Origin of the sequence: Streptomyces sp. NPDC014734, assembly GCF_043083325.1 — a bacterium.
GTDB lineage: Bacteria > Actinomycetota > Actinomycetes > Streptomycetales > Streptomycetaceae > Streptomyces.
Map to the genome: position 1 here is coordinate 36983 of NZ_JBIBYN010000024.1, position 15808 is coordinate 52790.

At 71.4% G+C, this 15808-nt stretch carries 15 protein-coding genes; 6 read left to right on the forward strand and 9 right to left on the reverse strand.

What is annotated here, in order from left to right:
* Positions 1-15 precede the first annotated feature (15 nt).
* Positions 16-909 (reverse strand): DUF3558 domain-containing protein, encoded by an 894-nt coding sequence (locus tag ACF1CT_RS30185; RefSeq protein ID WP_391787152.1) that lies wholly within the window; start codon positions 907-909, stop codon positions 16-18.
* A 170-nt stretch (positions 910-1079) separates the two neighbouring features.
* On the opposite strand from ACF1CT_RS30185, the gene ACF1CT_RS30190 reads away from it, so the two are divergent.
* Positions 1080-2273 carry an RtcB family protein gene (locus ACF1CT_RS30190; protein ID WP_391787153.1) on the forward strand — a complete coding sequence of 398 codons (1194 nt, stop codon included), beginning with the start codon at positions 1080-1082 and terminating at the stop codon, positions 2271-2273.
* A gap of 202 nt (positions 2274-2475) precedes the next feature.
* Here the strand turns inward: ACF1CT_RS30190 and ACF1CT_RS30195 are convergent, their stop codons facing one another.
* Entirely contained in the window at positions 2476-3234 is a 759-nt protein-coding gene (locus tag ACF1CT_RS30195; protein ID WP_391787154.1) for an SDR family NAD(P)-dependent oxidoreductase, read from the reverse strand.
* 54 nt (positions 3235-3288) lie between these two features.
* Positions 3289-3624, reverse strand: coding sequence for a YnfA family protein (locus ACF1CT_RS30200; protein WP_391787155.1), 336 nt, complete (start codon positions 3622-3624; stop codon positions 3289-3291).
* 450 nt (positions 3625-4074) lie between these two features.
* On the opposite strand from ACF1CT_RS30200, the gene ACF1CT_RS30205 reads away from it, so the two are divergent.
* Entirely contained in the window at positions 4075-4449 is a 375-nt protein-coding gene (locus tag ACF1CT_RS30205; RefSeq protein WP_391787156.1) for a hypothetical protein, read from the forward strand.
* A gap of 127 nt (positions 4450-4576) precedes the next feature.
* Here the strand turns inward: ACF1CT_RS30205 and ACF1CT_RS30210 are convergent, their stop codons facing one another.
* Positions 4577-6040, reverse strand: coding sequence for an FAD-dependent monooxygenase (locus ACF1CT_RS30210; RefSeq protein WP_391787157.1), 1464 nt, complete (start codon positions 6038-6040; stop codon positions 4577-4579).
* Positions 6041-6193: 153 nt separating this feature from the next.
* On the opposite strand from ACF1CT_RS30210, the gene ACF1CT_RS30215 reads away from it, so the two are divergent.
* The gene (locus tag ACF1CT_RS30215; protein WP_391787158.1) at positions 6194-6766 is read left to right on the forward strand and encodes a TetR family transcriptional regulator; all 573 of its coding nucleotides are present in this window, start codon (positions 6194-6196) and stop codon (positions 6764-6766) included.
* A gap of 25 nt (positions 6767-6791) precedes the next feature.
* Here the strand turns inward: ACF1CT_RS30215 and ACF1CT_RS30220 are convergent, their stop codons facing one another.
* Both ACF1CT_RS30220 and ACF1CT_RS30225 read right to left on the reverse strand, forming a co-directional pair.
* Positions 6792-7625 (reverse strand): Mut7-C RNAse domain-containing protein, encoded by an 834-nt coding sequence (locus tag ACF1CT_RS30220; protein ID WP_391787159.1) that lies wholly within the window; start codon positions 7623-7625, stop codon positions 6792-6794.
* A gap of 174 nt (positions 7626-7799) precedes the next feature.
* Positions 7800-8588, reverse strand: coding sequence for a DUF6597 domain-containing transcriptional factor (locus ACF1CT_RS30225; protein ID WP_391787237.1), 789 nt, complete (start codon positions 8586-8588; stop codon positions 7800-7802).
* A gap of 447 nt (positions 8589-9035) precedes the next feature.
* Between ACF1CT_RS30225 and ACF1CT_RS30230 the strand changes: the two genes are divergently transcribed.
* Positions 9036-9410 carry a hypothetical protein gene (locus ACF1CT_RS30230; RefSeq protein ID WP_391787160.1) on the forward strand — a complete coding sequence of 125 codons (375 nt, stop codon included), beginning with the start codon at positions 9036-9038 and terminating at the stop codon, positions 9408-9410.
* A gap of 13 nt (positions 9411-9423) precedes the next feature.
* On the opposite strand, the gene ACF1CT_RS30235 is transcribed toward ACF1CT_RS30230, so the two are convergent.
* A complete protein-coding gene (locus ACF1CT_RS30235) occupies positions 9424-10305 on the reverse strand; it encodes a universal stress protein (RefSeq protein ID WP_391787161.1) in 882 nt (293 codons plus the stop codon).
* Positions 10306-10336: 31 nt separating this feature from the next.
* A complete protein-coding gene (locus ACF1CT_RS30240) occupies positions 10337-11458 on the reverse strand; it encodes an Acg family FMN-binding oxidoreductase (RefSeq protein WP_391787162.1) in 1122 nt (373 codons plus the stop codon).
* Positions 11459-11761: 303 nt separating this feature from the next.
* Here ACF1CT_RS30240 and ACF1CT_RS30245 point away from each other — a divergent pair, with 303 nt between their 5' ends.
* Positions 11762-12541, forward strand: a complete 780-nt coding sequence (locus ACF1CT_RS30245) for an HAD family hydrolase (protein WP_391787163.1) — start codon at positions 11762-11764, stop codon at positions 12539-12541.
* The gene (locus ACF1CT_RS30250) at positions 12538-15258 is read left to right on the forward strand and encodes a glycoside hydrolase family 65 protein (protein ID WP_391787164.1); all 2721 of its coding nucleotides are present in this window, start codon (positions 12538-12540) and stop codon (positions 15256-15258) included. Before ACF1CT_RS30245 ends, ACF1CT_RS30250 begins: the two co-directional genes overlap by 4 nt.
* On the opposite strand, the gene ACF1CT_RS30255 is transcribed toward ACF1CT_RS30250, so the two are convergent.
* Complete coding sequence (locus ACF1CT_RS30255; protein WP_391787165.1) at positions 15203-15796, reverse strand: hypothetical protein; 594 nt, start codon at positions 15794-15796, stop codon at positions 15203-15205. The genes ACF1CT_RS30250 and ACF1CT_RS30255 overlap by 56 nt on opposite strands.
* Between the last annotated feature and the right edge of the window lie 12 nt (positions 15797-15808).

Here is a 15808-nt window from a genome sequence, read left to right on the forward strand (position 1 = left end):
GGGCTGCGGTCGGGGCTATTCGGCGAACCTCTCGACCAGTTTCCGGGCCAGCGACCGGGCTCTGTCCTGCAGTTCCTTGCTGTCGGGAACGGTGGTGGGGACGGTCGGCTGCTCGGTGTACTCGATGGTGACGATGACGTTCGATGTGCGGAATACCACGCTCACCGTGCGGTTCTGCGCGGTCGAACCGGCGCGGACGAGCCGATCGTTCAGGAACGCGTTGTCGCCGAGGCCGTCGAGGGTGCGGGGCAGGAGGCTGCCGTCGGAGTCGGCATTGCCGTTTCCGTCGGTGTCGGGCTTGGTGTCGGTGTCGGCATCGCCGTTTCCGTCGGCGTGGGCGTCCTTGCCCGTGCTGCCGTTCGTGCTGTCGTTGGTGGCGACGTTCTTGCCCGTGCCGCTGTTCGCCGTCGCGTTTCCCGCCGTGCCCGCGCCCTCGGCGGGGGGTGTGTGCTTCTTCGTGTTGCCGGGCGTGGGGGTGGACGAGGTGAGCCCGGCGGCGGTCTGCTTCTTCGTGTACACCTCGCGGGCGCGGTCGTCGTCGCTCACCGAGGGGTCGTAGGACACGACGCGCTCGAAGTCGATGAAGAGGGCGTGCGAGGTGCCGGGGGTCTCCGCCTTCCAGCGGCAGCCGACCCGGCGGTCGGTGTCGTAGGTGACGGCGGCCGTGCCCCTGTATGCCTTCTTCTGCTGGTCCTCGGGAAGTTCGGCCGCGCCCGGCAGGAGGTTCTTCAGCGCTGCCGCGGGGACGGCGCGGCAGGCGTCGAGGAGGGTGCGGTACTTGCCGGGGGCAGCCGTGGTGACGGTCGCCTCACCGGCCTTGCCGTCAGCGGCGGAGCCGCCGGTTCCGGTGCCTGCGCTGCAGCCGACGACCAGCGCTGCCAGCAGTGCGGTGCCGGGTACGTACGCCATTCGCCGCACGATCCTGGGCTCCCTTCGTGCGAAAAGCGGTTGCCGCTCGACGGCGACCGGTGGAGACAATGTGTATCGCACGCGCCGCTGTGAATGCCGGTCGACCACCTCTTTTGCCGACCTTGGTACCGGTTTTGCGCTTTCAGAATTTTCGGGGGAATAGGGGAGTTATGTCGTACGTAGAGATGCCGGGCGCCAGGGTCCCGATCCGGATGTGGGCCGACCCTGCCTCGGTCGAGGACGCGGCGATGCAGCAGCTGCGCAACGTGGCCACCCTGCCCTGGATCAAGGGGCTCGCCGTCATGCCGGACGTCCACTTCGGCAAGGGGGCGACGGTCGGTTCGGTGATCGCGATGCACGGCGCGGTCTGCCCGGCCGCGGTGGGTGTGGACATCGGCTGCGGGATGTCCGCGGTGAAGACCTCCCTGACGGCCAACGACCTGCCGGGTGATCTGTCCCGGCTGCGATCGAAGATCGAGCAGGCCATTCCGGTGGGCCGCGGGATGCATGGCGACGCCGTGGACCCGGACAAGCTGTACGGGTTCCGCGCACCGGGCTGGAACGACTTCTGGGAGCGGTTCGGCGGCGTTGCCGAAGCGGTCCGGTTCCGTCAGGAACGTGCCACGAAGCAGATGGGGACGCTCGGATCGGGCAACCACTTCATCGAGTTCTGCCTCGATGAGTCGGGTTCGGTCTGGCTGATGCTGCACTCGGGGTCGCGGAACATCGGCAAGGAGCTCGCCGATTTCCACATCGGGCAGGCGCAGAAGCTGCCGCACAACCAGGACCTGATCGACCGCGACCTTGCGGTGTTCATCGCCGACACCCCGCAGATGGCGGCCTACCGGAACGATCTGTTCTGGGCGCAGGAATACGCGAAGCACAACCGCGCCATCATGATGGCCCTCTTCCAGAACGTGGTCCGCAAGGAGTTCAAGAAGGCCAAGGTGACCTTCGAACCGGTCATCTCCTGCCACCACAACTATGTGGCGGAGGAACGGTACGAGGGCATGGACCTGCTGGTCACCCGGAAGGGCGCCATTCGTGCGGGCTCCGGCGACTTCGGGATCATTCCGGGCTCGATGGGCACCGGTTCGTACATCGTGAAGGGCCTCGGGAACGAGAAGTCCTTCAACTCGGCCTCGCACGGCGCCGGACGGAGGATGAGCCGGAACGCCGCGAAGCGGCGCTTCTCGGCGCAGGACCTGGTGGACCAGACGCGGGGTGTGGAGTGCCGCAAGGACTCGGGTGTCGTGGACGAGATCCCGGCGGCGTACAAGCCGATCGAGCAGGTCATCGAGCAGCAGCGGGACCTGGTGCAGGTCGTCGCCAAGCTCAAGCAGGTGGTGTGCGTGAAGGGCTGAGCCCCGACGACACGCGGGAGGCCCGGCCGGGACGGGGGTTCGGCCGGGACGGGGGCCCGGCCGGGACGGGGGTTCGGCCGGGACGGGGGTCCGGCCGGGCGGCGGTGTGGTCGGCGTGGGGCTGTTGGCGGCGTGGTCGGTGTGGTTTCCGTGGGCGGTTGGCGCGGGGGATCATCCGGGCCGACCGCGGCGCTGTCCGGGGTCAGGCGGTGCGGTGGACCTTGGTGTTGGACGCCTGGGCGCGGGGGCGGACGACCAGAAGGTCGATGTTGACGTGGCTGGGGCGGGTGACGGCCCAGGTGATGGTGTCGGCCACGTCGTCGGCGGTGAGCGGTGCCTCGACACCCGCGTACACCGTGGCCGCCTTCTCGGTGTCGCCGCGGAAGCGGGTGGTGGCGAACTCCTCCGTCTTGACCATGCCGGGGGCCACCTCGATGACGCGGACCGGGGTACCGACGATCTCCAGGCGGAGCGTCTCGGCCAGGACGTGCTCGCCGTGCTTGGCGGCCACGTATCCGCCGCCGCCCTCGTAGGTGGAGTGGCCCGCGGTGGAGGAGAGGATGACGACCGTGCCGTCCCCGCTGCCGGTGAGGGCGGGAAGCAGGGCCTGGGTGACGTTGAGCGTGCCGATGACGTTCGTCTCGTACATCTGACGCCAGTCGGCGGGGTCACCGGTGGCGACGGGGTCGGCGCCGAGCGCGCCGCCCGCGTTGTTGACGAGGACGGCGAGGCTGCGGAACGCCGTGGCGAACTCGTCCACGGCGGCGCGGTCGGTCACGTCCAGGGCGTAGGCCGTCGCCTGATGGCCCGATTCGTTGATCTCGGCAGCGAGCGCCTCGACGCGGTCCTTGCGACGCGCGGTCAGGACCACGCGGTAACCGGCGGCGGCCAGCTGCCGGGCGGTCGCGGCGCCGATGCCGCTGCTCGCTCCGGTGATGACGGCGATCGGGGTGGCGGCCATGAAGGGCTCCTCGGGCAGCTGGTCGGTACCGGGTCAGGATAGGCAGGCGCGCCGTCAGTGGTTGCGGGGGGCGTACATGATCACGGCCATGCCGGCCAGGCAGATCAGGGCGCCGATCACATCCCATCGGTCGGGGCGGTAACCGTCGGCGACCATGCCCCAGGCGATCGAGCCCGCGACGAAGACGCCCCCGTACGCGGCGAGGATGCGGCCGAACTCGCCATCGGGCTGGAGCGTGGCGGCGAAGCCGTAGGCGCCGAGCGCGATGATGCCCGCCCCGATCCAGATCCAGCCCCGGTGCTCACGAACTCCCTGCCAGACGAGCCAGGCACCGCCGATCTCGAAGAGCGCGGCGATGACGAACAGGGCGATGGAGCGGGCGACAACCATGGGCGCAGCGTGTCACGGCGGGCCGGCAAGCGGCGGGCCGGGTGGGCGCTGGGCCGGGTAGGTACCGGGCCGGGTGGGTACCGGGCCGGGGAGGTGAGGTGCAGGGAGATGAGGGGCGAGGTGGCGAGGAGAGAGGCGCGCCGCACTGATGGGTAGAAGTGGATGATTCGGGGTGATCTGTATTTTTGGGGCATGGTAGCGACACGTAGAGCTGTGCCCGTGGTGTTTTCTGCGGCAACGGCTATGACCATGGCCGCGGCTGTGGTCGTGGTGCTGGGGGCGGGAGGCGCTGCCGGGACAGGGGGCGGGGCAGGGGCAAGGGCCGGCGGGGGGACAGGGGCGGGGACGGCGATGGTGGTGGCGTCGGTGGAGCCGGTGGCGTCGGTGCCGACGTCTGCGAACGGGCGGGGAGGTGGGGCGGCGGCCGGTGGGATCGCGCCGGAGGCCGATGTGTCGCACCACGGACACGTCTCGCTCTGGGGTGCGGTGCTCGGGGTCTGGGTGCGGAGCCGGAACCACGGTCCCTCGAACCTCGACGGCGTCACCGTGCGGGTGCGTACCTCGGTACGGCTCTCCGGACAGCAGGAACTGTCGGAGGGCTGTTTGCGGGCCGACCCGCAGACCGTGCTGTGCCGGACAGGGGCACTGCGCGCGGACGACGGCGAGGGACGGCAGCTGGCTCTCGAACTGCAGGTCGCGGGGCGGCCGGACGAGGTCGTCGTGCGCATCGACACACAGTGGAACGGAGGGGCGAGCGACCGGAATCCGCAGAACAACGAACACGAAGTCCTGGCCCTGGCCACCGGGGACGAGTACGTCTTCTGATTCGCCCCCGGTCGGCGTTCCGGGCCGAGGTTCGGGGCCGGGTCCGGGGCCGGGGCTCCGGTCGGATTCTCCTGCGTCGTCGGCCGTGGCCGTGGCCGTGACGCTGGCGGTGGCGCGCAGTGTGTGGTCATCGCGTGAGTGCGGCCCGCAGGGCCGCCGGGTCGGAGTGGTCTCCCGCCCAGGCGATGTAGCCGTCGGGGCGGACGAGCAGGGCGGTGGTGCGGTCGTTCCTCCAGTGGGCGCGCACCAGCGGGAAGGAAGGTGCCGGGATGTCGGTGTCGGTGCCGGCCGGGGTGATGAGGACGAACGCGCCGTCGCCGAGCAACGCGTACAGACGGCCCTCGCGAAGGTTCAGGTCGGGGGCGCGCTTCGCCGTCAGGGGGTGGGAGCCGCGCGGTGCCGTGTAGGCGATCGAGAGGCCGGAAACCATGCCGACGGCCTTGGCCGAGGCGGGGCGGAGCGTGGACAGCGCCGAGGTGATGAGTGCCCGGATCGTTCGTTGGAGCGGGGTGCTCGCCATGGCGAGGCGGACGAGTGCGCCACTGGAGCGAAGCACCTGTGTGCCGACCGGGTGGCGTTCCGCGTGGTAGCTGTCGAGCAGTGCTTCCGGGTCGGTCGTGTGCCCGTGCAGGACCGCGGCGAGCTTCCAGGAGAGGTTGGCCGCGTCCTGAAGGCCGGTGTTCATGCCCTGCCCGCCCGCGGGCGAGTGGACGTGGGCGGCGTCCCCGGCGAGGAAGACCCGCCCCGTGCGGTAGGCCGACACCTGGCGCTCGTCGCTGTGGAAGCGGGAGATCCAGCGCGCGTCGCGCATGCCGTAGTCGGTGCCGAGGGCCCGGCGGGTGATCCCGCGCAGCTCCGCGAGGTCGACGGGTTCGCTGTCGGCGGGCTGGTGCCTGCGGTCCCAGCCCATGACGCGGTACCAGCCGTCGCCGAAGGGGGCGACGAAGACGAAGGAGTTCTCTCTTCCGCTGACGGTGAGGAGAGCGGGAGGTTCCTCATCGAGCCGGACGTCCGCGAGGACCATCGAACGGATCACGGACACGCCGGGGAAGGGGAGGCCGAGTACTTCCCGCACCCGGCTGCGCACCCCGTCGGCGCCGATGAGGTAGCGGGCGGTGAGCGAGCTCGTGCCGCCGTCCGCCTCGTGCAGTTCGGCGGTGACGGTGTCCTGCGCGGCGTTCTGGTGGAGCGAGGCCAGCCGGGTCTCGTACCGGAAGCGGACGCCCGCGGCGCGCGCACGGCGCTCCAGCAGTCGTTCCACCTCGTACTGGGGGGTGATCAGAACGAAGGGGAAGCGGGTGTGTATCCCGGAGAGGTCGAGCGAGAGCTTGCCGAAGAAGCGCAGGGATGTGAGAGGGGTGCCCGTCGCGATGAGTTCGTCGGCGAGGCCGCGGGAGTCGAGCAGTTCGAGAGTGCGGGCGTGCACGGCGAAGGCGCGCGTCATGTTGCTGATCTCGTGCGGTCGGCGCTCCACGAGGGTGACCGAGAGGCCCTGGGCGGCCAGGTCGCCCGCGAGCAGCAGGCCGGTGGGGCCGGCGCCCACGACGAGCGCGTCGACGGTGTCGGGTGCGGTGCTCGGGGTGGTGGTCATGTCTGCCTCCTGGGCCCGTTCGTGAGCGGTCGCCTCGGCCCCGGCGCTTGCTGATCAACGCCTGTGGGCCAACATCTGTTGGTCAACGCTTGTTGGCAACGGTAGCCCCGTGCGGGCTGGTGTGTCAACGCTTGTTGGCCTACAGTTGTTGGCATGAATGCGAAGCCCGCCGCTCCCCGCCGCTCGGACACCACCAAGGCCGCGATTCTCGACGCCGCCCGCGAGCGGTTCGCCGCCGACGGCTACGAGCGCGCCACCATCCGGGCCATCGCTCGCGACGCGAACATCGACCCGTCGATGGTCATGCGCTACTACGGCAACAAGGAGGGGCTGTTCGTCGCCGCCTCCGCGATCGACCTGCGGCTGCCCGAGCTGGGAGCGCTGCCGGGCAAGCACATCGGGGCCGTGCTCGTCGAGCATTTCCTGGACCGGTGGGAGGGCGACGAGGTGCTCACGGCCATGCTCAGGGTCGGCGTGACCAACAGTGCCGGAGCCGAGCGGATGAGAGACGTCTTCGCCGGGCAGATCGGGACGATAACTGTCGGTGTCTGCCCGGATCCGGCCGATGCCCCGCGCCGGGCGGCTCTCGTCGCCTCACAGATACTGGGCATGGCCCTCGCGCGCTACGTCCTGCGGTTCGAACCCGCCGTCTCGATGCCGCGCGAGGAGGTGGTGGCATGGCTCGCGCCCACCGTCCAGCGCTATCTGACCGCCGAGCGGCCGTAACGGGGCGGGGGACGAGAACGGCCCGTCAGCCACCGGCCCCGGATGTTCCGGACGGGCTCGACGGAGCCGCGTCGTCGCCGTTCTCCCGGCCGCCGTCCGAGGGCGCTGTGGGTGCTGTGGGTGCTGTGGGTGCTGTGGGCGCGAAGTCGCGGAGCGCCTGCGCCACGATCGCGTCCAGGCGTGAGTGGTGCGCGCCGCGCCAGTAGACGCGGTCGCACTCCGTGCACTGCGCGAAGACGTCGTACGAGCTGCGGGTGCCGTGTTCCAGTCGGCCGCTGACGGTGTCCTTGTCGGCAGACTTCAACGGGCCGTTGCAGGCGGTGCACCTCGTCCAGGGCGCCAAGTGCGGTGCGAAGCGCCCCAGCACGTCACGCAGTTGGTCGTCCGGACGGTCGCTGTAGACGTACGCCCCGGCCCAGATCTCCCGCCGGTGCAGAAGCCCGCGATCCCGGGAGAGCAGCACCCTGCGCTCGTCGGCCGACCGGGTGGCCAGTGCGGCGTCGCCGATGTCCTCGCTCTCGTACGCCGCGTCGACCCCGAGGAGCCGCAGCCGCCGGGCGAGCGTGCCGAGGTGGACGTCGAGCAGGAACCGCAGGGGGGCTCCGGGCACGCGTTGCGGGCGTTCCACGGCGCGTACCTGAACGAGTTCGTCGGCGCCCGGGACGTGGGAGACGGACACGGGTCGACCGTCGACCAGGAGCTGTCCGGCCTCGGTGAGCGGGATTCCGAGCGATTCCACGACATGACCGAGGGTGGAGGAGCCGTCGGTGGCCACGACCGAACGGCCCCGGCGACGAGCATGGGCGACGAAGATGCGCAGCTCAGGGGCGACTTCGAATTGGATCTCGGGTCCGTTCACCTCGCCAGCATGTCACCGGGCGGGGCGGGGAGACCAGGCAATTCGGCGCCGGAGGGCCGGTCATGTGGCCCTGTTCGCCCCACCGGGAGCGGGCGCGTGCGAGGGGCGTGCCCTTCCGTCCCGCGAGCCGCCCGTGCCCGGTCGAGTCGGCGCACGCGTCCTGCGGGTTCGTGGTCAGTGCGGGGCGAAGGCTGTGGGGGAGACGCCGACCGTCGCGGTGAAATCCCTGATCAGGTGGGCCTGGTCGCTGTATCCGAGTTCGGCGGCGAGCGCCGCCCAGTTCACTTCCGGGTCCGCCTCGGCGCGCTCCAGGGCCTCGTGGATGCGGTAGCGGAGGATGACCCACTTGGGGCCCACACCGACATACGTGGCGAAGAGCCGTTGCAGCGAGCGGGGCGACAGCCCTTCCGCGCGGGCGAGTTCGTCGACCCGGCGCAGCGTACGGTCCGTGCGCACGAGATCGACCAGGGCCATCGCGCGGTCCGCCTGAGGGTCCGGATCCGGGCCGAGCGCCAGCAGGTAGGCGTCGAGCGCCGCGATCCGGGCGTCCTCGTCGCCCGGGTCCAGGACGGCCGAGGGCTGCGCGGGCGGGGCGAACACCTCGTCGGCGGGAAGCCGTCGGCCGGTCCACGCGGAGACCGGCCAGTCCGGGGCGAACGGACGGAATCCGCCGGGCCGGAACTGTACGCCGCAGACCCGGCCCCGGCCCTCCAGCTTCTGCGTGAAGAGTTCCAGGCCGATGCCCGAGACCTCCGCGAACCCGGTGCCGTGCACGGTCGCCGGACACGCCTCGTACCGCTGGAAGACGAGGTTCACGGACGGATGCGGCACCAGGTGGGAGGCGTACGGCTGCGTGAGGTCCCAGTCGATGAGCCAGTAGTGCTCCAGGTAGGGCCGCAGCACGGGGGCGGGCTCGCGGCGGCGGAAACGCACCTGTGCGAAGAGTTCCGGGGCGTCGACGATGCCTCTCGTGTCACGCCGGGGGCCCGCCGTGTCGACCTCGGTGCCGGGGGAACGCGGGGTACGGGATCGGGCGGTCGCGTGTTTCCTCAAGCGCCGGACCGCCTCGGCGCGCGGGTTCGAGCGGTTCGTGACGGGCTGCCGCTCTCCGAAGTGGGTTCGCAGCGCCGTCGGTTACGCCGTCGGTTCCGTCGGAGGCTTCGCTCACGGCCCAGCGGTGCGGCGAGCGTGGCGGCAGGACGTGCGGCGACGTCGGCCATGGGCCGGTCCTCCCCTCGTACGTACAGCTGTGCGCCGGTACGAGAAGAACCGTATGGCCGGGGTCTGACATCGATACGCGTAGCGGGTTCCGGTGGTCGTGGCCCAGAAGCCCCGTGAACGCCGATGCTCCGGGTCCGGGCCTCGCAGACCGGCGTTCCCTCGCGCCAGGTACCACGTAGCATCCCGTTCGTGGACCGTGACCAGGAGCCAGTCTTCGTACGGAGCAAATGGGGAACAAGTCGCTACGTCTACAACGCCCGGAATCCGGTCGGGCTCGCGCTGATCGTGCTGACCGTGCTGTTCGTGGCCGTGGCGATGATCCTCATGACGGCGCGGGCGGGGCCCTTCGCGCCGCCCGCGCCCGAGCCCGAACCGTCGGGCGTCTCGCCGACGTATGCGCACTGGTGGTCGCACTCGTACGATCCCGACTCCGACCTCGATTCCAATTCCAATTCCAATTCCGACTCCGACTCCGACTCCGATCTCGATTCCGGCACCTACCCCGATGCCGACGGGCTCGATCCCGGGTCGGCGGCGGATGCGGTGGGCGGTGGGGCGGGGTAGCCGGGTTCGGGGATCAGGCGTCGTACGTGTCGGGGACGACGGCGACCGGGCAGGGCGCGTAGTGCAGCATCGCGTGGTTCACCGGGCCCAGGTGGTGCCCGTGTCGGCCGCGGGACCGGCCGGTGCCGACGACGAGGAGTTCCGCGTCCGCCGCTGCCTCGATCAGCTTCTGGTGCGTCGGCCCCCTCACCACGGACCGGTGGATCACGACGCCGGAGGAGGCGTTCCGGTCCAGTTGCGCCAGTACGTCTTCGAGGTGTTCCTCGGCCTGCCGGTGGTGGGCGGTCGCGGGTGATCCTGCGAGCAGCGGATGGCTCATGGCCTCGTGGGCGGGGGAGCGCCAGGCCCGTACGGCGACGAGTTCACCGTGGCGGGCCGCCGCCCGGGCGAGCGCGAAGACGGTGGCGGGCGTCGGCGTCGCGGCGTCGCTGACACCGACGACGACGCGGCCGGACCGCGGTGGTGTGCTCGGCTCCCGGGCCGGCACCACCACGACCGGGCAGTGCGAGCGGTTGGCGAGCGCCAGGCTGACGGACCCCACGAGCATTCCGGCGATCCGGCCGTGGCCGCGGGAGCCGACGACCACCATGGCCGCCTCGTGGCTCTCCCCGACGAGCGAGGCCACCGGATCCTCGGGCTGGACGTCGGCCGTCACCGTCACCTCGGGGCCGAGCCGACGCGCACGGTCCCGGGCCTCGGCGACGAGATGCTCGGCCAGCACCTCCTCGGTGGGCCGCTCGGCGTCGGCGGGGTGCAGGCCCTCGTAGCGTTCCCAGAGCGAGGCGTGCACGACGCGCAGGGGCAGCCGGGAGCGTGACGCTTCCGTCGCGGCCCAGTCCAGGGCGCGGAAGCTTCCCTCCGATCCGTCCACCCCGACGACTACGGGGAGTCGCATCGCTCCCACCGCCTTCCGGCCCCTCTCACTTCTACGGTTCGATCGTCAGTACCTGGTGCATGGGGCGGCGCGGTGTGTGCGGCCCCTTGGGTCCGTATCCCAGACGGACGATCATCTGCGCGTGTCCCGTGCCGAAGACCGGGTCGCGCAGGAGCCAGCGCAGGTCCGGCCATTCGACGGGCTGGGTCGCGAAGGACGTGGACACGTCGTGGAGCGTGGCCACGAGCAGTACACGTTCAAGAGCCTGACCGGCACGCAGCCAGTCGAGGGAGTGGTCGCCCGGTGTGGTCAGCAGGGCCAGTTGCGGCCGTTCCTCGAACATGAGGCGTGTCCGGCCGGGCAGTACGCCGGTTCCCGCGAAGTCACGGTTGGTGCCTCGCTCCGAGGCGTCCTGGGGGCCCAGGGCATAGTCCGGGATTCCGTCGACGGGCGCGTCGGTCCTCGTGTCCCGGATCCAGTGGCGCTGCTCCGCCTCCCGTCCCGGGTCGCTGCGGTCGTATCCCTCGGCGTCCCGGATCAGGTCCAGAACGGTCTCCAGATGAGGCGAGGCCAGGAAGGCGAAGGCCGCCCCCTCGACGCGGGCGGCCTCGGAGAGGAGCGCACGGACGTCGTTCGGGACCGGTTGGTCGTCGAAGGGGTAGCGGCTGGTGTGCCGTTCCCGGATCGCGGGGTGGAGCGCGGCGAGCCCTTCGTTCTCGTGCCCTTCGCTCTCATGCGCTTGGTTCTCATGCGCTTGGTCCTCATGCGGTTCGTGCCCATGCGGTTCGTGCCCATGTGCTTCGTTCGCGGGAGCGGGAGCGGGTGACGCGGAAGCCGGAGCCTGGGCCGGATGGGCGTCGGTGTGGACGCCGAGCCGGACAGTGGCCAGTACCGCGGGCGCGGACGGGTCGGGCAGGAGCGTGGTGACCGCGTCCAGGCCGTGGTGGGCGGCGGAAACCCGCAGGTTGAGCAGGGCCGCGCCGCAGCCCACGTGCAGCGCGCGGGTGGCCGGATCGGCCTCGGGCATCGCGCGGTCGAGGTCCGCGAGAAGGGTGAGGGTCCGGCCCGCGCGGGTGTAGAGGAACTGCCACGGCTGGGCATTGTGCATGGACGGGGCGGCAGTGGCATCGGCGACGAGGTCGGTCAGTGTCGTGTCGTCGAGTGACCTGGGCATCGGGACTCCCGGATATCCGGAACGGTCGCTGGTCTTCTCAGCATGCAACACATGCCGAGTGGGTGGTATGGGCTCTTTGTCCGTTCCCTCTGTTTGCACTGTCCCACGCCCCGCGCGCCTCCACGCTCCGGAACGCTTTCCCGTCCAAACCTTTTCGCACCCAAACCTTCTCGCCCCGGTCCCGTTCGGTCCCGGCCCCTCCCGGCGCACGCCGTACCGGGCCTCCTCCCGGACCACGCCGTGCCCGTGCACCGGAACCGTGGTGCCATGGGAGAAGCCCCCCGACGAAGGGACCGCCCGCTCATGGCAGCCGTACCGTCCCCGCCGTCGGGCCTGCGCTCCGTACGGGCCGTCGTCCTCGACACCGACGGAGTGATCACCGACTCCGCCGGGAGCCACGCCGCGGCGTGGAAGAAGGCGTTCGACGCGTATCTGGCGAGTGTCGGGGGACAACCGCCCTTCGACGCCGTGGACGACTATCTGCGCCACGTCGACGGCAGGTCACGAAGGGACGGGGCCGCGGCGTTCCTGGCCTCGCGGGGCCTGGACCTGCCGGAAGGAAGCCCCGACGATCCGCCGGGCACCTCGACGGTGTGGGCGGTCGCCGCCCGCAAGGACGAACTGTTCACGCAGGCCCTGCGCACCGAACCGGTCCGCGTCTGGCCGGGCACGGTCCGGCTGCTCGACGCGCTGCGCGGGCGGGGGATTCCGTGCGCCGCAGTCTCCGCGTCCCGGCACGCGACGGAGCTGCTGACGAGGGCGGGGCTCATCGACAGGTTCGACGCCGTCGTCGACGGGAACGAGGCGAGTCGGCTGCGGCTGCCGGGAAAGCCGGACCCGGCGCTCTTCGTCGAAGCGGCGCGGCGGCTGCGGGCCCCGGTCGGGGACACGGCCGTGTTGGAGGACGCGCTGGCAGGGGTCGAGGCCGGTCGGCGCGGCGGCTTCGGACTCGTGATCGGCGTGAATCGCGCGGGCGGCCCCGACAATGCCGCCGCCCTGCGCCGACACGGTGCCGACCTCGTGGTGTCGGACCCCGGGGACCTTCTGACGACCGTTCGCACGTCTCCCGGGGGCGACCGATGAACCACCTGTGGACCTGGTCGTACGAGGGGTACGACCCGCGGGAGGAACGGCTCCGCGAGGCGCTGTGCACGCTCGGCAACGGCTACTTCGCCACCCGTGGCGCAGCGGCCGAGAGGCCCGAGGGGCCCGCGCACTACCCCGGCACCTACGCGGCGGGCTGCTACAACCGGCTGACGTCCACCGTGCGGGGCCGCACGGTGGAGAACGAGGACCTGGTCAACCTGCCCAACTGGCTGCCGCTGCGCTACCGCATCCGCCCCGGGGGTGCCGCACCGGGTCCGTGGCTCGCCCCGGACCACGAGCAGCTCGTGGAGCACTCCCGGTCGCTCGACCTGCGCGGCGCCACCCTGACCAGCCGGTCCGTGTACGAGGACGGGGCGGGCCGACGACTGGACGTGGAGGAGTGCCGCCTGGTGCACATGGGCGATCCGCACCTCGCCGCCGTACGCACGGTGTTCCGGGCCCGGGGATGGACGGGTGTCGTCGAGGTGGAGGCCGGGATCGACGGCGATGTCCGCAATTCCGGAGTCGCGCGGTACCGGGATCTGGCCGACCGGCACCTCACCGGATGGGTGACGGGCAGGGGGGAGGACGGTGTGCTGTCGCTGAGGTGCCACACGGTGGAGTCGGAGATCGGGATCGCCCTGGCGGCCCGCATCCGGGCCGGGCCCGGGCATGGGGACGGCCCCGGGGACGGGGAGCGGGCACGGCGACCGGTTCCCTGCACCGCCACCGCCACCGCCACCGCCACCGCCCCCGCTCCGGGAGCCGGCCCGGGTGCCGTCATGTCCTGCGTCCCGGGAGCCGACCCGGCCCCCGTCATGCCCGATGCCCCGGGAGCCGGCCCGGGCCCCGACACGCCTCCCGTCCCGTATGTCCGGCGGGCGGCGAAGGCGGTCCATCGACGACTGATGCTGCCGCTCGGACCCGGGGCCGATGCCGTCGTGGACAAGACGGTGGCCCTCCACACCACACGCGATGCGGCGATCGGCAGCCCGATGCGGGCCGCGGTGGCCGAGGTCCGAAGGGCCCCGGACTTCCCACGGCTGCTGGACTCGCACCGGCTGGCCTGGGCCGATCTGTGGGGGCAGGTCCGGCTGGAGGTACCCGGTGAGGCGGGGCGCATCCTGCGGCTGCACCTCTTCCACCTGCTCCAGACGCTCTCCCCGCACACCGCCGAACTCGACGCGGGGGTTCCGGCCAGAGGACTGCACGGCGAGGCGTACCGGGGCCATGTCTTCTGGGACGAGCTGTTCGTGCTGCCGTTCCTGAACCTGCACCTCCCGGAGGTCTCCCGGGGCCTGCTCGACTACCGTCACCGGCGGCTGCCCGCCGCCTGCCGGGCGGCGCGCGAGGCGGGCCGGGCCGGGGCGATGTATCCCTGGCAGAGCGCCGACACGGGGCGCGAGGAGACCCAGGAACTCCACCTCAACCCGCACTCCGGGCGCTGGCTCCCCGACCACTCCCGGCTCCAGCACCACGTCGGCTCGGCCGTCGCGTACAACGTGTGGCAGTACTGCCAGGCCACCGGCGACACCGAGTACCTGCACTCCAGGGGCGCGGAGATGCTGATGCAGATCGCCAGGTTCTGGGCGTCCTGCGCCGCATGGGACGACGGACTCGCCAGATATCGCATCCGCGGCGTGGTCGGCCCGGACGAGTACCACGACGCCTACCCGGACAGCGCGGTGGCGGGCCTCGACGACAACACGTACACGAACGTGACGGCTGCCTGGGTCCTGACGCGTTCGGCCGAGCTGTACCGCGACCTCTCCGCGGGCCGCCGCGGCCGTCTGCTCGACCGGATCGGGCTCGAACACGACGAACCGGAACGCTGGGAGGACATCTCCCGCCGCCTGCACGTGCCGTACCACCGGGGCGTCATCAGCCAGTTCGCCGGATACGGAGAACTCGCCGAGCTGGACTGGGAGGGATACCGGAAGCGATACGGGGACATCCGTCGGCTGGACCGGATCCTGGAGGCGGAGGACGACACCGTCAACCGGTACCAGGCGTCCAAGCAGGCCGATGTGCTCATGCTCGGCTACCTCTTCTCGCCCGAGGAACTGGCCGGACTCTTCCGGCGGCTGGGGCAGCCGCTGGACGACGACCTCTGGCGGGCCACCGTCGACCACTACCTCGCGCGCACCAGCCACGGGTCCACGCTCAGTTCACTCGTCCACGCCTGGGTGCTGGCCCGGGCACGCCGCGACGAGGCGTGGGCGTACTGCGAGGAGGCACTGCTCGGCGATGTCGCCGACATCCAGGGCGGCACCACCGAGGAAGGCATTCACCTGGGGGCCATGGCGGGCACCCTCGACTTCGTGCAGCGGGGGATGACCGGACTGGAGACCCGGGACGACGCCCTGTGGCTCGACCCCGCCCCACTGCCCCAGCTCTCGAAGTTCGGCGTGCGCGTCCGGTTCCGCCGCCACTGGGACGTGGAGTTGCGCATCCGGGTGGGGCGCATCCGGATCGCCGTACCGGACTCGCACCACACGGCGGTCCGGATCGTCCTGGACGGCCACACCCACGTGGTCGCGCCCGGGACGGCCCGATGGCTGGATCTTCCCCCCGGCTCCCGGGTGCCACATGCCGGGCGACTGCACCGGCTCGTCGGCGTTCCCGGTCGTGGCCGGGAACGCGCCTCCGGCCAGGGGATCAGGGCCACACCAGGCAGTACGCCTGATGTCCCGCGTCATGCAGGCGGTGGCTGAAGTCCTGCCACTCGTGCAGCAGTCGGTAGACGTTGAACGCGTCGCGCGGTCCGCCCCGGTCGGGGACCGTCGACCAGATGAAGGCCGCGGCGCCCACCGACTCCTCGCCGACGTCGCGCAGCGGGTCGACGACCGTCATCGGGAGCTTGACCACCGCGTAGTCGGGGTGGAGCACCACCAGCTCCAGCGGGGGAACCCGGTGCAGGGGTATGCCCTGGATGCCGGTGAGGACCATCGCCGCCACCGTCTCCGGCTTGATCTTGGTGAACATGCCGCCCATGCCCAGCTCGTCGCCCCCGAGCTCCTCGGGACGCATCGAGATCGGCACCCGCGCCGCGGTCGCCCCGTCCGGGGCGCCGAAGTACTTGTATGTCACCCCCACCCGGCCACCACTCCTGCTTCCGGCTTCGTCAGCCTGTGCACCCTCGGGCCGCGCGGCCCGGCCGCGCCCCTCCTCACGCCGCCGGTGCCGACCCCGCCGGGCAGGTTCGGGCCCCAGGTCGTCGGTCCCTTCGCCCACTCCGCCACCGCGATGCATATTTCATCCACC

Bases quoted from the DNA above. Each gene is read 5' to 3' on its own strand.
- ACF1CT_RS30250 (WP_391787164.1), top strand. From the start codon at position 12,538: ATGAACCACCTGTGGACCTGGTCGTACGAGGGGTACGACCCGCGGGAG.
- ACF1CT_RS30245 (WP_391787163.1), top strand. From the start codon at position 11,762: ATGGCAGCCGTACCGTCCCCGCCGTCGGGCCTGCGCTCCGTACGGGCC.
- ACF1CT_RS30235 (WP_391787161.1), bottom strand. From the start codon at position 10,305: ATGCGACTCCCCGTAGTCGTCGGGGTGGACGGATCGGAGGGAAGCTTC.
- ACF1CT_RS30195 (WP_391787154.1), bottom strand. From the start codon at position 3,234: ATGGCCGCCACCCCGATCGCCGTCATCACCGGAGCGAGCAGCGGCATC.
- ACF1CT_RS30185 (WP_391787152.1), bottom strand. From the start codon at position 909: ATGGCGTACGTACCCGGCACCGCACTGCTGGCAGCGCTGGTCGTCGGC.
- ACF1CT_RS30215 (WP_391787158.1), top strand. From the start codon at position 6,194: ATGAATGCGAAGCCCGCCGCTCCCCGCCGCTCGGACACCACCAAGGCC.
- ACF1CT_RS30190 (WP_391787153.1), top strand. From the start codon at position 1,080: ATGTCGTACGTAGAGATGCCGGGCGCCAGGGTCCCGATCCGGATGTGG.
- ACF1CT_RS30200 (WP_391787155.1), bottom strand. From the start codon at position 3,624: ATGGTTGTCGCCCGCTCCATCGCCCTGTTCGTCATCGCCGCGCTCTTC.
- ACF1CT_RS30255 (WP_391787165.1), bottom strand. From the start codon at position 15,796: ATGCATCGCGGTGGCGGAGTGGGCGAAGGGACCGACGACCTGGGGCCC.
- ACF1CT_RS30210 (WP_391787157.1), bottom strand. From the start codon at position 6,040: ATGACCACCACCCCGAGCACCGCACCCGACACCGTCGACGCGCTCGTC.
- ACF1CT_RS30240 (WP_391787162.1), bottom strand. From the start codon at position 11,458: ATGCCCAGGTCACTCGACGACACGACACTGACCGACCTCGTCGCCGAT.